The 15,400-nt window shown below is 46.3% G+C and carries 11 protein-coding genes; all 11 read right to left on the bottom strand.

Annotated features, from left to right (window positions below; translation table 11 throughout):
• Positions 1-253: 253 nt before the first annotated feature.
• Positions 254-1,396, bottom strand: a complete 1,143-nt coding sequence (locus KE626_RS05235; protein ID WP_211971810.1) for a FecR family protein — start codon at positions 1,394-1,396, stop codon at positions 254-256.
• 70 nt (positions 1,397-1,466) lie between these two features.
• Entirely contained in the window at positions 1,467-2,054 is a 588-nt protein-coding gene (locus tag KE626_RS05240) for an RNA polymerase sigma-70 factor (protein ID WP_211971811.1), read from the bottom strand.
• Between the two features lie 319 nt (positions 2,055-2,373).
• The gene (locus KE626_RS05245; RefSeq protein WP_211971812.1) at positions 2,374-3,975 is read right to left on the bottom strand and encodes an NAD(P)/FAD-dependent oxidoreductase; all 1,602 of its coding nucleotides are present in this window, start codon (positions 3,973-3,975) and stop codon (positions 2,374-2,376) included.
• A 349-nt stretch (positions 3,976-4,324) separates the two neighbouring features.
• Entirely contained in the window at positions 4,325-5,176 is an 852-nt protein-coding gene (locus KE626_RS05250; protein WP_211971813.1) for a hypothetical protein, read from the bottom strand.
• A gap of 8 nt (positions 5,177-5,184) precedes the next feature.
• Positions 5,185-6,141, bottom strand: coding sequence for a Fic family protein (locus tag KE626_RS05255; protein WP_211971814.1), 957 nt, complete (start codon positions 6,139-6,141; stop codon positions 5,185-5,187).
• 150 nt (positions 6,142-6,291) lie between these two features.
• On the bottom strand, positions 6,292-6,768 hold the full coding sequence (locus tag KE626_RS05260; RefSeq protein ID WP_211971815.1) for a macro domain-containing protein: 477 nt from the start codon (positions 6,766-6,768) through the stop codon (positions 6,292-6,294).
• A gap of 86 nt (positions 6,769-6,854) precedes the next feature.
• Positions 6,855-7,256: an SMI1/KNR4 family protein gene (locus KE626_RS05265; RefSeq protein WP_211971816.1), complete on the bottom strand. Its 402-nt coding sequence runs from the start codon at positions 7,254-7,256 to the stop codon at positions 6,855-6,857.
• Positions 7,257-7,264: 8 nt separating this feature from the next.
• A complete protein-coding gene (locus KE626_RS05270; RefSeq protein WP_211971817.1) occupies positions 7,265-8,998 on the bottom strand; it encodes an alpha-L-arabinofuranosidase in 1,734 nt (577 codons plus the stop codon).
• Positions 8,999-9,071: 73 nt separating this feature from the next.
• Positions 9,072-10,328 carry a glycan-binding surface protein gene (locus KE626_RS05275; RefSeq protein ID WP_211971818.1) on the bottom strand — a complete coding sequence of 419 codons (1,257 nt, stop codon included), beginning with the start codon at positions 10,326-10,328 and terminating at the stop codon, positions 9,072-9,074.
• Between the two features lie 18 nt (positions 10,329-10,346).
• A complete protein-coding gene (locus KE626_RS05280; protein WP_211971819.1) occupies positions 10,347-11,996 on the bottom strand; it encodes a RagB/SusD family nutrient uptake outer membrane protein in 1,650 nt (549 codons plus the stop codon).
• A gap of 19 nt (positions 11,997-12,015) precedes the next feature.
• Entirely contained in the window at positions 12,016-15,210 is a 3,195-nt protein-coding gene (locus tag KE626_RS05285) for a SusC/RagA family TonB-linked outer membrane protein (protein WP_211971820.1), read from the bottom strand.
• Positions 15,211-15,400 lie beyond the last annotated feature (190 nt).

Genomic DNA, 15,400 nt, shown 5'->3' on the forward strand with positions numbered 1-15,400 from the left:
TAGTGTTTGGTTTAGATAATCTGATTTCTGGTACTATTGATGTCAGTAACTGACCAGGCTTTTTACCAGGGGCGGGTGAGATCGCTCCTGGTTTTTTATGCCGGTTCCTTACACTATTAGGGACCTTTATTCATTATTAGGTATTTGGTTGATATTATTAAATAACAAGCTATTTTGAATCACAAGCTACATAGTGGAAAACAAAGTCAAATCGAATAACAAGCGATATATTAATAAGTCCATGAATAACAAGCTATGGCATCACAATTAGTTTGTGATTTTCCATTTTAAAGTGGATTTTGCTGATTTCCAGTAATCGTAATAATTCAGACAAGTTTGCATCTCTCGGAATATCTCCCGTAAAACTGCGTGCGGGTATTGTGCCATTGTATACCACTTCTACATCATACCACCTTTCTACCTGCCGCATGATTGTTTTGATATCTGCACTTTTAAAAGAAGTAAGTCCGTTTTTCCAGGCAACGGCCAGATCGATATCGGCCTTTTCTATCACCTTAATTTTGCCATCGGGTGCAAGCAGGGATTGCTCTCCGGGCTTTAATAAACTGGAAGTATTTTCCTGGCTTACTTTTACTGCCCCTTCCAGTAGCGTGGTTCTGATATCTGCTTCGTCGGCATAGGCCATGACATTAAAACTGGTTCCCAGTACGGCTATATTGGCCTTATTTACAGATACGTAAAAAGGTTGACCAACGTTCTTCGCTACTTCAAAATAAGCTTCTCCACTCAGTTCTACCCTGCGTTCTTTCCCGGTAAAAGCCGTCGGAAATTTTAGGGAGGAAGCGGCATTCAGCCACACCTTTGATCCGTCTGGCAATTCAAGCCGGTATTGTCCTCCTTTTGGTGTTCTCAGTACATTGTAGGCTACGCCGCTATTTGCCGGAACATGTCCCTGATCATATTTCAACAGCCCCGGGCTCGCCTGTAAGTTTACATTGCCCTGCTGCGCCAGTTTACCCTTTAAAGTGCTGTCCAGTGTAATCACATTGCCATCGGCCAGGGTAAGCATTGCTTTGTTGCCGCCCGGCGCTATATCTTTCTTCAGCGCTGCTGCCGGCACCTTTGTTGCCGCAGCACCTTTCTTGTCCCGGGTAGTCAACAGCCAGGTTCCACCGGCAACCACCAATAATAATACTGCAGCTGCCCAACGCCATATATACAGCGGTTTTACGGTCGGCTCTTCCTCCAGTTTGGGAAAGGGAAAAGTCGTTTCTTCTTCATCGGCAGATTGGATCCAGGCCTCTTCTATTAACAATTCCAATTGCGTTTGGTTGTCGGCTGCGTTTAAAAAGTCACTTAGCTCGGATTGTTCCGCAGCAGTGAGCATTTTACTGGCATATTGGCTTAGTAGGTAACGCAACCTGGTATTATCCATTGGTATAGATTGATCTATACTATAAGACAGCAGGAAGTATCAAAAAGAGGTAACGGGGTAGAAAAAAATTTTAAAACGGGAGAGAATGCCCCATGATCAGTAATAATATATTGATTTCCGGATGTGCCATGGCGTAGTTCCTGATGGAACGCAGCGCCAGCACCATATGCTTTTTAACAGTCTCGAGGGAGATAGCCATCCGCTCGGCAATTTCGGCCTGCCGCAGTCCTTCATCTCTGCTTAACAGGTATACTTTCTGCCGTTGGGCGGGTAACTCAGATATTGCCTGATCTATAATACGATGGTAGTCTTTAACGGCGGTATCATCTTCCTGGCCCTGGTTATTTGCCATACTGGCTTCCCATGCCTGTTTCCTGGCCAGTTCCCGGCCAATCTTTTTAAGAAATGATAAGCTGTAATTCCTTGCTATTGCATACAGGTAGGGATGGAAGTGCTCCACCCGGTTTAACTTCTCCCGCTTTTCCCAGATCCTGATAAAGATTTCCTGCACAATTTCTTCCGACAGCGGCCGGGAACCGGTCAGCTGCATCACAAAAGCGTCCAGCCTGGGCTGATAAGTATGAAATAACTGCGCAAAAGCAGCTTCATCGCCTTGCGATACCCTGAATAGTAAATCTGGTTCACTATCTAATTGCACGGTATTCAAAATATGTTTTAAAACGTTCCCTTTTGGGCTGATTCTGGTCGATGTAGGATGTAAAGATAGGCATTCCTGATAGGATAAAAAATAACACCTTTCTGGTAGTTGTTAATCAATTGTTACCGGCTGTGTACAGCTTCACCCGTTTGTGCGGGGCAGCGGGATAAAAATTGCAGATATTGGCAGATGAGTAATTTGAAACCCCGGCAGTAGCTGAGTTTGGGGTGTACAACGAGCAACGTTAACGGGTTTTTTATCTGGATATTTTGTTCTGAAGTCCGTCTTTCAAAACAAAATATCCAGATGAATTAATGGGCTATTTTTTTTCTTCGTGATATTCCTGTTCGGTGTTAATTGACCAGATATTTGATTTGGTCACAATACCATTGGCGATATTATCTACCGCCACCATGGCGGTGAGCATGGAGTGGTCGGAGTTGTTGTATTTATGCATGCCGTTGCGGCCTACCAGGAACAGGTTTTCATAACTGTCGATATAGGTTTTCAGTTCATCAAAACGTTCGTAGGTACCCCAGTAAGCAGGGTATGTTTTTTCCATTCTGAGTACGGTGGCATCCAATACATCTGACTGTTGTGCCAGCCCTATTTTGCAGAGTTCTGTGATGGCGGTTTGACGGATAGCTTCATCGGTGAGTTCCCAGAAATCATCTCCCTTATTACAGAAGTATTCCATGCCTACCCAGGTAGTATCGGGATCTTTCACCATGTAGGGGCTCCAGTTATTGAACAGCTGCAGGCGCCCTACTTTCACATCTTTTTCCTGTATATAGATCCAGGTATCTTTTAATTCCAGCGGTTTATGCTCGCCTGTTTTTTTATCTGCAAAGCTTAAGTTTTTCAGGAGAATACCAATGGTGATGAAGTCGCGGTAATGTAATCCTGCGGCGATTTCCCTGATGTTGGCGGGGATATTGGCATCCATATCTGCTACCAGTTCCTTGATGGGCATGGTGGAAAAAAAATAATCACCTTCCAGTGTAACTACTTCCCCGGTGCTGCGGTCCAGTGCTTCAATGGCAGTAATCTGGTTACCTGAAGTATGAATTTTTTTTACATCATGCTGCATTAATACTGTACCGCCTTTATTGATTACCTGGTGGGCTACTTCTTCCCATAGCTGGCCGGGTCCGTGTTTGGGATAGAGGAATTGTTCTATCAGGCTGGTTTCAACATTTTTTTGTTTGAGGTCTTTGGGCTTTCCGGCTTCGATGGCGGATTTTACGGCATGTGCGATGGCTTTGCCGATGGAGATGCCTTTGATTCTTTGTGCGCCCCATTCTGCAGAAATGGAGCTGCAGGAAATACCCCATACTTTTTCCGTATAGTCTTTGAAGAAGAGATGATAGAGTGTTTTTCCAAAGCGGTTTATCATGAAGTCTTCCAGGGATTTTTCATTTTTCCGTGGAAACACCTGTGCCCACAGGTACGAGAACATGATGCTGACGGTGGTGGTGAGTCCCAGTTTGCGCAGGGTGTCTACAGACAGCTGTATGGGATAGGTAAAGAATTTGTGCAGGAAGTAGATGCGCGACAGGCGTTTTCTGACCAGCATAATAAGATCAGGATCAGGGGCAACGAGCGTATCAGTGTTGTTATTGTTGCGGGGTGTTTTTATTTCCCTGGTTTTTTGCTGATAGCTGATAGAGAAAATTTCTGCGGCTTCTTTGTCGAGCGGCATCATGGTCATCCACCAGTCCATTACGCGATCTGATTTGGAGAAGAACCGGTGGCCTCCGATGTCGATGCGATTGCCTTTGTAGTTTACTGTTTTGGAGATGCCGCCGATGTCGGTACTTTTTTCCAGTACTACCGGTAAGATACTGGTACGCTGTAATAGTTCATAGGCAGCAGTCAGGCCGGCCGGACCGGCGCCAATGATAATAGCTTTCTTTTGCATGAGCGAATGAGGTTGTTGAATAAATGAATGCAGCGATGGAATGTTGTGGTTACCTAATAGTCTGTGATAAAGGGTCGGAGTGGCATTCCCCGTACATAAAAATGGTGGTAGCTGTTAAACGTTGGCATAGCAAAATGGTTTTATGCAGGTATTTCCGTTAAAAGAAGTACCTGTTTTGAGGGTGTATATATTTTTGGGTTAGCAGCAGATCATGAGGGCTGCCCGCACTATACAATTATAGGAGATGTTACTGAAATGAGAAGGCAGCGAGCCGCTTTGGGTGAAAAGCGAAAAGCAGAAACCGAAAAGCAGAACGCAAGGCTAAAAGCTAAAAGCCAATGGCTAAAAGCTAAAGAAACTTCCACCGATAGAAGTAGATCGGTGCATTTTTTCCTTCACTGATGGTTACATAGCCATCGTTACCGGGAGTAATGGTAACGCCTTCGCCTTGTTTTTCTATTACATAGGGGAGTTCCTTAGCGGGTTTTGCCATGGCCTGTTCTACGCTTTCATTGCTGTTGCGGTGCCAGTAGTAGATGGTGGTAAGTGTTTTTATAACAATATGGTGGCCATCTTTGGAAATATCTCCGGAGGTAACCCAGGTGTAGGGGAGTTTGATTAATTTTTCGAGCGTGGCTTTATCGCCGTTGTTAAAGAAGAGTTGGTTTGTTTTGTACAAACTGACTTCTCTTTCTCTTTTACTCACAATATAAATTTGTTTGCTGATGGGATCTATCATCAAGGATTCTGCATCGCGTGGTCCGTTTGGAAATTTCAGTGTCAGCACATCGGGGGTAACGGCCACATGTTCTGCGGGTAATTTTTCCGGTTCCTGAAAACGGTATATGCGGATATGTTTTCTGACTCCAGAATTATCGCCTATATCTCCTACATACACATAAGATTTGCCTTTTTCCGGCCCAATGCCTTCAGCAATATCTTCCCAGTCACGATTGCCCGTATCTGTTAGCCTGAACGTGCTGATCAGCTCCGCTTTGCTGTTGAGCAGGTATACTTCCGGTTTGTTACCGCTATCGTTATGGGTCCAGTAACAGCCTTTTAAGGGTATACTGGAGGCGATGCCGGAAGCTTCCGTTACTTTGTCTGTAGAGAGGCTGCCGAGTATCTCCGGTTTGGCCGTTTGGGCTATAACGGTAGCGGTAAGGAGCATAGAAAATATATAGAGGGTCAGTGAGCGCATGCGGTAATTTACAGAAAGTTATAGACTGTAACTCGTTTGTCGCCGGTTTTGTTCAACAGTTTTTTTTCTATGGCTTCTTTCAGATCACGACTGGCGGTAGCACTTGAGATATCTTTATTTTCCCGGAGATAGTCTTTTCTTGTAAACGGCGCATCCTTTATTTTCTGTTTAAATAAGCTGATTCTGTCAACAGACGTGACTGAAGTGTTTTGACTTGTTAATAATTCTTCTAAAGATTCTTCTATTACTGCTAACATGAATTCGATAAAGGGAGTGGAATGCCCTGATTTATCTGAAATGCTCAGCGCCTTGTAGTAATCGATTTGCCTTCTTTTTACTACCGTTTCTATAGGCAGGTATTCAAAGAGCGGGTATTGCTCTTTAAGAATTAATGTTTGCCAAAAACGCCCCATTCTTCCATTCCCATCTATAAATGGATGAATAAACTCTATCTCATAATGAAAAACACAGCTCTTAATTAAAACCAGGTCTTTCCCATTTTTTAAGTATGCAAACAGATCATTGAGGAGGGCTTTTACCATTTCTCCCGGGGGGGCTACATGGGTAATTTTTGAGCCTTTCACGATGCCGACAGCTTTAGTTCTGATTTTTCCGGGTGCATCAATCAAACCATGCATTAATATTTTATGGGCTTGCAGGAATGAATTCAAGGCCCTCGGGTTAAACTGATTTAAATCATCGTAAAGTGCAATCGCATTTTTTACTTCCAGGATGTCTTTTTGCGGAGCCAATACCCTTTTATTATTGATGATGTCTGTTATTTGCTCCACAGACAAGGTATTCCCTTCTATTTCCAAAGAAGACTGTATCGTTTTAATCCTATTGCTTTTTCGCAGTGTCGCGGGAGCTTTTTGCAAATGGGTAGCGTTTATCTCCCCGATCTTTTCGGAAATAGAAGCAATTAATGCTAATATCTCATTAGTTATCTGGTACGGCGGTTTCATTTTTAAACAATGATAGTATCATATGATACTATCAAAAATAAGTTATTTACATGAAATTGCCACTGTATTGAGCTTCGAAAAATATTTTTTAATATAATATGAATAGATAACGAAACAATAATTTTTTAATTGCGGTATATATTGGATAGTTCAAACGGGCAGATCGTATACATATACCTGTATACCGTTTTTATCAAACGCCTCGTGGAGCAGCGGTTCTATCTTATCCCAGGTGCCACCTGCAAGCCCGCAACCGATTCTGGGCATATGTACCGCTGCTTTTTCCCTGGTGGCAAAGAGGGCTACCTGGTGTAGCGCTTTTTGAATGGCCTCATATCTTACCGGCGGAATTTCCTCTTTACTATAACGGGTAGTGATCTTATGTTGTCCGATCATATTTATAATCCACAACCCAGGCTCCGCTGCAATGACTTGAATATCTCCCAATTGAGGGTGAGGGTTGGTTGCGAATGACGCAAGGTAGGTTGCCTTAGCCTGTGGCCATTTTTTTGCGAGGGGAAGTACAAATCCTTTTCCCCAGGCCCCTATATCATTACACACATGGGTAATAACTTTATTTCCTTCGCCAATGGGGCTGGTAGCATCTCCTGTAACATAGTGAATCATATAGTGATGTTGCCGGTTAACAAATAAGTACCGGCAAATATAGGAATTTTTAGTACCGCTTATTTTATCCGCTGCTTTCAATACACTCAATACAACAACTGCGGATCCCTGCTGATCAGCAGTAAACTCTCTTTAAATGTTTCCGCAATACGACGCTGATCAGCACTACCGAATATGCCGGTGTTGTTTTTGAGGAAACCAATGGTATAATTATTCCCAGGCAGACAGGCGAAGCCAATAAAATTTCTGCTGCCACTTTTCAGGTACTCATGCAATATCCGGTGTATAGGCCATATGGAATACATGTTACTATGTGATTCCATATGGCTGAATCCATCCATTTGCAGGTATAGTTCCATAAATTCTCCGGGGAACCTGAATCCCAGTGCATTTTCTGTTTCGGTGATCATTTCTATCAGGGCGCCTTTATTGAGGGTGATGCCGGCGTTTTTCCATTGCTGAATAACGCTTTCTGTCCAACTATTCATAACTGTTGTTATTTTTTTTCTGTCACAACATACACTACCGACATGGGAGGCAGGGATACTTTGACGCCGTTGTTTGTATTGGCGGCATTGGCTTTTACGGCCTCATAATTTTGCGGACCACCGGCAGGTCCGGAAGGACCGCTGCCATTTACAAATACTTTTCTGCCAAAGCCGGTAACGCCTTCGCCACCGGTGAGTGTATACCAGTAAAACCGCGTACCTGTATTGAAATTTTTGAAGGTGAGTTGTACATCTTTTTGCATGTTGCCTTTGTTTACCAGCACGGTCGATATTTCACCGGAGCTGAAGGTAGAGGCATAGGCAAGAATGTCTGCATCGGTGGAGGTTGCGTTGATGCACCTGTCGCCCAATGTTTTTTGCAGAAAATAAAGATAGTGGAAGGTGGGCCTGGGCTCCCATTTTGATTCGCCGGAGGCGGCATCGCCGGTGCTGAAAAGACCGTGATCATTACCATTATCCCAGGCGTTGGCGAGGTCCCAGCGGCTGGCCATACCGAATTTATTTTTCATCAGTTCTTCCAGTACGAGCACGGCGTGAATGCCTGCTATTTGCGATACCATTTGTTTGGAACCGGTAGCAAAAATATTCCATTCGGTCAGCGCAATGGGCCTGGCGTTTACGCCGGCGGTTTGCACGGCGGTGTTCACGTGATCATACATTTTTTTAGTGACGGCATTGGCGGTGGCCAATATTTCCAGTGGAGTGGAATTGGTATTGAAAGGCGTATAATAGCTATGTACAATAAAGAAGTCGGCGGCATTGCCGGTTTGCTGTAATACGCCGCTGTTCCAGCTTTTGTCGGTAGCGGTGGCCCAGGAAGCCGGTTCCTGTTCCAGTAGTTGTACGCCGATATAAATAGTTTTTCCGATTTCGGTGGCTGCTTTGCGGAGGGAGTCGATGAATATTTTTGCATGGCGGCCATATAGCTCACCGGTAATCAGCATGGGCTGCCCGTCTTTATTCTGGGACTGGTCAATGCGGTAGCCGGCTTGCCAGGTGCCGTTGCTTTCGTTACCTATTTCCCAGTATTGGGTGCGGCCATTATCATATCGCACCCAATCAGCTGCCAGGTGTGCGGCTGCTGCCGCGGGATTTGCGCTGTTGCCATACCTGGCGTAGCCGTAGTTAAGGGTAATGATGCCTTCATTGCCTGTTTGCTGCAGCATGTTGTAATAGTTGTCAAGGGAAAGCGTCCAGCTGTCGTTATTCCGGCCATACCAATATCCGGCGCCGGCCATGTTGCCGTTCATGTCGGGGAGGTTGGCGGGCGCATCTGCGGGGGCATTGCCAGGAGCGGCATTCCAGAAATAAACGCTGCTGATGTTACCGCCCGGGAAACGGATAATGCCGGGATGCAGTTTGGTGATATGGCTGAGTAACGCCGGTGCTGTCACCATCTGTGTCATATACAGGTTGGCGTTGTTGCCAAATAGGGCGGGCGAAATTTTTGTTACAGTCGTAGATGCGTCTACGTTAACAGTAGCGTTAACGCTGGCGGGGGCGTTGGCTTCGTTGAATGCCGGTGCTGTGAATCGTTTTGCAGTCCACCCATCTTTAAAAAAGCCTTCAGTAACTGCCGTGGCCGGATCTGGTGGCGTAACTACGGTAATGACCGTATCCGGTTTACCGGTACTATCTGCCGGAGTGGAAGATTTTTTACCGCATGCAGCCAGTGAAGCCAGCATCAGGCAAATCAATGTGCTATCGCTTATCATTTTCATCTGATCAGATTTGCAGCCTATGAATACCGGGCATCTTTTTACAGATGCCCGGTTGAATTGACCGGCTTAGAAATTATTTTATTTTAATGATCCTGAAGTTATCGTAGGCGGTATTGTATACTTCTACACCGGCGGCTTCGGTAATGATGCGGTAGCCAAACATTACTTTGCCATCACTTTTCAGCAGATCGCCCATCACGGTGGCGCTGGCACCGGTGCCTTCAACGCCGCTGTCGCTTAGCTTAAAGTCCGACAGTTTGATAGTAACGGTTTGCCATTTATTTTTGGTGTCAAAGGTTTTGTTATCGGCAGTTAGCCAGGGCATAAAACGGAAGGCATATTTGTCGTTGAACCGTAAAACGTTGATACCGGCTGTCCAGGGTTCTTTGGTGTTGATTTCAAATTTGAGCGCATACTGGGATGCTTCTTTTGTCAACACATCTGTGGTAAACATGGCCACATCATTGAAATTGCCGGAGCGGTTGCCATTCCACCATCCGCCGTCGTTAGCGCCTACGCCTCCGAAAATGTTCTGCAGATAGCTGCCCCTGGTGCCGGGAAACAGTGCGGCATCGCTGGTTCTGTTGGCGCCCCACCAGGCCCAGTTGAATACAGCGGGTTCACCGCTTTCGCCGTCGTTGGTTAAATTACTGATCACATCTTTGCTGGCATGATCATTCAACGGGCCGTCAGACATAGCGCTGCCGTATTTGGCATGGATCAGCAGCCGGCCGGTATCTGTACCCAGATCCGGCATCAGCAGCCCAACGCGCGTGCCGGCAGCGTTGGAAGAAATAGACGTGATGATTTTCCCGCCTGGTAAAGTGATTTTATCGATCAGGAAAAGGCTGGAACCATAGATAAACAATGAATCACCCGCTACTGCATTTTCGTTGGAGATGGATGCAATAGAAGGAGGCGGTATGTCTATTACAAAAGAATAGGAAACCTCTCCATGATTGGTGACAATGCGTATCTGGTTAGGCACTTTGGGGTCGGTGGCTTCTGTAGGCGCATTGCCGGGAATTGTAAGAATGATATGCGTATTGGTATTGTAGGTAGGATTTACATACGCATTTAAACCGTTAAAAGAGAGGCTTACCACACCACCCAGGTTTTCACCGGTAACCAGTATCAGTGTGCCGGGCAGGGCTTTGGTAAAGCTGCTGTCCTGCAATGTTGAATCGAGCAACGTTACTTTGGTGATCACCGGTGGCCCGGATAGTTCATTGTTTTTAGAACAGGACAGGAGCAGGCATAGTATTGCTGCCAGCATGGCCGTAAGCAAACCGCCGTTTTTTTTATATAGCGAAGAGTGAGTGTGCATCATACAATTACGTTTTGAAGATTAATAAGCAAAAGGCACCGGTGGCTTCCTCAGATTGGGCGCCGCCGTTAACTCAGCAGCAGGATAGGGCAGCAGGAAATTACTTTCCGTAACCGGGTAAAATGCTGGTGTGTCGGAGGTAATGGTCCAGCTGGTGGCATTGGTTTCCGTATTAGGTACTATCCTGTAGGTGCCTTTATCCTGGGCATTCAGGAGACTGATAGCCTTTTGAGGATCGTAATAATGCAGGCGCAGTATATCGTACCAGGCTTGTCCTTCCATGGCCAGTTCCAGTCTTCTTTCTTTATAGATATCATCCCAGGTAATCGCTGTTTTGTCGGCGAGGCCGGCGCGTTTGCGGATGGCATTAAAATATTTCAGCGCTTCTCCGTCGGAAGTGGCGGCGGCATTGCCCAGAACGGCTTCCGCGTAGACCAGGTACACATCTGCCAATCTTAACATATAGGTATTGATCTCAGTATGCTGTTGGGTTACTTTGCCATCATTATCTTCCGGACGGCCTACTACATATTTCTTCACCCAGGCACGTGTATTATACCGGTCGGTTCCGTTAAAGCGCCAGGGTACCTGCAATTCCTGAATGATCTTTTTACCGGGATTGTTGGGATCATCTACTGATTGATGGATGTAGGAGTAGTGATCACCGGGAAACATAAAGGTGCCTTTACGTCTTTTATCATTGGGAGAATATAATTTTAACTGGTTCAGCGAGGCGCCCAGATCGCTGCCCCATCCGTCACTAAAGCCTGTGATTTCCGAGCCAAAGGCGAGAAATGCCTGTACGCTGTTCTGTGTACCCCAGTCGCCATCATATTTCCATTGCAGGGCAAACAGGCTTTCGCTGTTATTGTTGTTTTTCATCAGGAACAGGTCTTCGTAGTTGGTCATCAGCGATGCGCCGCTATTCACGATTACGTCGTTAGCAAACCATTTGGCGCTGTCGAGATCTGTTTGTTTGCGTGTTTTATTGGCGCCGAGGCCTGCGCGGGTCAGGTATACTTTCGCCAGCATGCCTTCTGCAGCCCATTTGGTCAGTCTTCCTTTCTGCATGGGTGTGGCCGGCAGATTGGCAGCTGCAAACCGGAATTCGCGGATAATAAAGCCCCATACAGATTCTACGGTATTCCGGCTGATAGATGTATCTGTTACCAGTACATTGTTATCCACAATGACCGGCACCGGTCCCCAGTTCTGCACGAGGTAGGAATAAGCCAGGCCCCGCATAAAACGGCCTTCCGCAATGGCGGCATTTTTTACATTTTCAGGCACATCGGGGGAGGTATATTTGGTTATGTTGGTAATAGCCATATTGGACTGCGCCACTACGTTGAAGAACGAAGTCCAGGAACTATATACCTCCGGTGTAACATCGGTCGTTTGCATGCGGATGTTATCCACCTGGTAGGAGCCGGACATAAGTATACCGGCCCGTCCGTCGCCGAGACCATTGGCGGCTTTATCGTTATAGGCAAACCATACAAGCCCGTACAGTGGTGCTGTTCCTGCCAGCACCTGGTCGGTGGTCTTATAGAAATTCGCATCCACGATATTATCTTCCGGTGGTCTGTTTAAAAAATCTTTGCTGCAACTGCCCAGTGTAACGAGTACAATGAAAGCGATGAGGTATCTTTTATAAATATGACGGTTCATGGTAATTCTTTTTACTGCTTTAAAAATCAACTGCTACGCTGGCGGAATACATCCTGGTTAAAGGATAGCGGCCGGCATCTACGCCATAGAACTGGCTGTTTAGTTGTACTTCCTTGCCGAGGTAGGCGCCTACTTCCGGATCGTAGCCTTTGTACTTAGTAAAAGTGGCCAGGTTTTGCACGCCAATAGAAAACCGCATGGCTTTGATCACCGGTTGTTTTTTCAGGAGGGAAGAAGGGAGATAATAACCCAGCTGAATATTTTTGATCCTGATATAAGAACCATCTTCCACGAACAGGTTGGTAAAGCGGTTGCCGTTACCATTTACATCTGATCCTGTAATCCTGGGTACGGTGGTGCCGGGATTGGCCAGCACGGATTTGGTACCGTCGTTGGTGATGCGCGCGTAGTCAAATGCTTCTACCAGCAGGTTACGTCCGAGGTTGGCATTATTGGGATTTAGATTTTCAAACCGCAGGTAATTATAGATATCGTTGCCCTGTGCGCCGGTGATCAGTATGCTCAGGTCAAATCCCTTATAGGAAAAAGTATTGGTGAACCCGAAACTGAGTTTGGGCCAGGGATTGCCGATATAGGTCTGGTCGCGTGAGTCGATGATGTTGTCGCCGTTCAGGTCTTTGTATTTTATGTCGCCTACCCATACGCCGCCATCTTTCGATACATCGAGGCGGCTGCCATCAGACTTTGACGGGATGGCGCTTTTGTTGATTTCATCTACAGAGGTAAACAGTCCTTCTGCCACATAGCCATAAAACAGCCATGGGGCATCGCCAACAGAGGCACGTTCCGTAAAATTATTCATATACCATGCAGATTTCGACATGAAGCTGGCATCTGAATAGAATTTGGTGATCTTTGTTTTGAAGGAAGAGATGTTGAAATTGGTTCTCCATACAAAACCACTTCCGCTCTTGATATTTACTGTGTTCAAAGTAATACCAAAGCCTTTGTTTTGTAATGAACCGAGGTTTACGGTAGGAGGGGCGATAGCGCCTTCTCCCTGTGTGCCCATGTAAGCAGGCAGGGGATTCGGCATCAGGAGATTATTTGTTTTCTTGATGTAGTAGTCGCCTTCCAGTTGTATCCTGTTATCGAGGATGCTGAGGTTAAAACCTATATTTTTTGTTTCTGTTGATTCCCATTGTATGTTTTCGTTACCATATAAGGCGGTAGCGAAACCCGCTCCCCATGGTGTTGTTACGGGATTAAGACGTGCATACTGTGCACCGCCGCCGCCGGTATTACCGGTGGTGCCATATTCGGCGCGTATTTTTAAATCATTGATGAAGGGAACTGCTTTCATAAAAGATTCATTGGAAACGCGCCATGCTGCAGACACAGAAGGGAAGTATCCCCACCGGTTGTTAATACCGAAGTTGGATGAACCATCGGCGCGTCCTGCCAGTTGCAGGATGTATTTGTCGTTATATACATAGTTGATACGACCGAGATAGGACTCCAGTGCACCGGAGCCTTTCCCGCTGCCGGTGGTTTGCCCCTGGGCATTGCCGAGGTTAAGCGATTGAATATCGTTGCTGGCAAAACCGGTGCGGGTAGCGGAGAAGCTCTGGTAGTTCCAGGATTGTGCTTCGTGACTGGCCATTACGCCGATGCTGTGTTTGCCGAATGTTTTATTGTATTGCAGTAGTTCGTTGAGGTTCCAGTAGAAATTTTTGTTGGTACTGATACTCAGACTGGCTTTTTCGTTGGCGTTATATCCCAGCCGGTAGGTGGGTGTGAATTTACTTCCGTCGGCGTATTCAAAATTTCCGTTGAAGCTGGTGCGGAAGGTGAGGCCCGGGATGATGTTTATTTCTGCACTGAGGCCACCTAGTCCGCCTGTTCTTTTATAGTTGTTGGTGATCAGGTTGGCGATGGCCACGGGATTCAGCGGTGCATATTGTGCATTGTTGCCAAATTCATTGACAGTAGCGCCTCCCCAGGTACCGTCTGCATTTTTTACCGGGATATTGGGCGCCAGGTTAATGGCATTGCGGATAACATCTTCACTGGTAGAACCCAGTTTTTCTTTTGTTTGATAGAAGTTAAGAGAGGTACTTAATTTAAGCCAGTCGAAAGCATGGTTGTCTAAATTAAGCCGGAAGGAATAGCGGTTAAAATTAGAGCCGATAGCTACGCCCTGTTGCGTGAAATATTCGCCGGCCATATAGTAGTTGGTGTTTTTATTACCATTGCTAACGGTGATCTGGTGTTTTTGCAGGGGGGCTGTTTTAAAAAGCGCTTCCTGCCAGTTGGTACCGGCGCCAAGAACAGAAGGATTTTTGAATTCTGCTGTGGGTGTACGGTTTAGCTGACCTGCAATTTCATTATTCATAATGGCGAATTGCTGCAGGCTCATGGTGTTGATGGCCTCCGGTTTTTGCTGGCCGGTATAGAGATAGCTGTAGCCTACTTTCAATCCTGTTTGTCCTCTTTTGGTGGTGATGAGCACTACCCCGTTGGTGGCGCGGGAGCCATAAACCGCGGTGGCGGAAGGACCCTGCAATATTTCCATCGATTCAATGTCGGATGGGTTGATCCCTGCCAGCGGGTTTACGGAACTGGTGGCGCCATAGGAAACGTTGGCGGGTTGTATCTGTACCCCGTCAATTACATATAGCGGTTCATTGGTACCGCCCAGCGTATTTACTCCACGGATGTTTACAGAGATACCGCCGCCGGGCTGGCCCGAGTTCTGGGTAACATATACGCCTGCTGCCCGGCCTTGTATAGCCTGGTCCAGCGTGGTGTTGATGGTTTTGCTGATGTCGGCGGAAGAAATGGATACCTGGGCGCTGCTCTGGTCTGTTTTTTTCATGGTGCCATACCCGATCACTACCACATCCTGCAGGGAGCTCCGGGTTTCGCTGATCACTACATTTAAAGTGGGTGCGGCGCCTACGGTAACTTCTTTCGCAGTAAACCCGATAGAGGTGATGGTGAGCACCTGGCCGGGTGCAGCAGCTATGCTGAACCTGCCGTGATCGTCGGTGGCTACCCCGGTATTGGTACCTTTAAATACTACTGATGCGCCGGGAACGGGTTGTCCTGATTCATGCGCGGTGACGGTGCCACTGATTTTTTTTCCTGATGGAGGAGCATTTTGTGCGTGCGCAATTATTGCAAAGGCACAATAAGTGATCGTTAACCATACCCATAGGCGTGGCTTTCCAGTAATACTGGCTCTTTTCATACGTGGAGAAATTAAAATTTTTAAAAAAGGGAAATTCTGCGTCGATTTTGGTTTACTACTTCATAAAGTGTTCGTTCGGTACGATGAGGATAAAGTTATTGGTATTGGTATAAATACAGGGTAGCCGGATGTGTATTATTCAGGCTATTATGTTGCATGCGAGGGGTATCAAATGTATATAAAGGAGGGG

Origin of the sequence: Chitinophaga hostae (assembly GCF_018224885.1) — a bacterium.
Taxonomy (GTDB): domain Bacteria; phylum Bacteroidota; class Bacteroidia; order Chitinophagales; family Chitinophagaceae; genus Chitinophaga; species Chitinophaga hostae.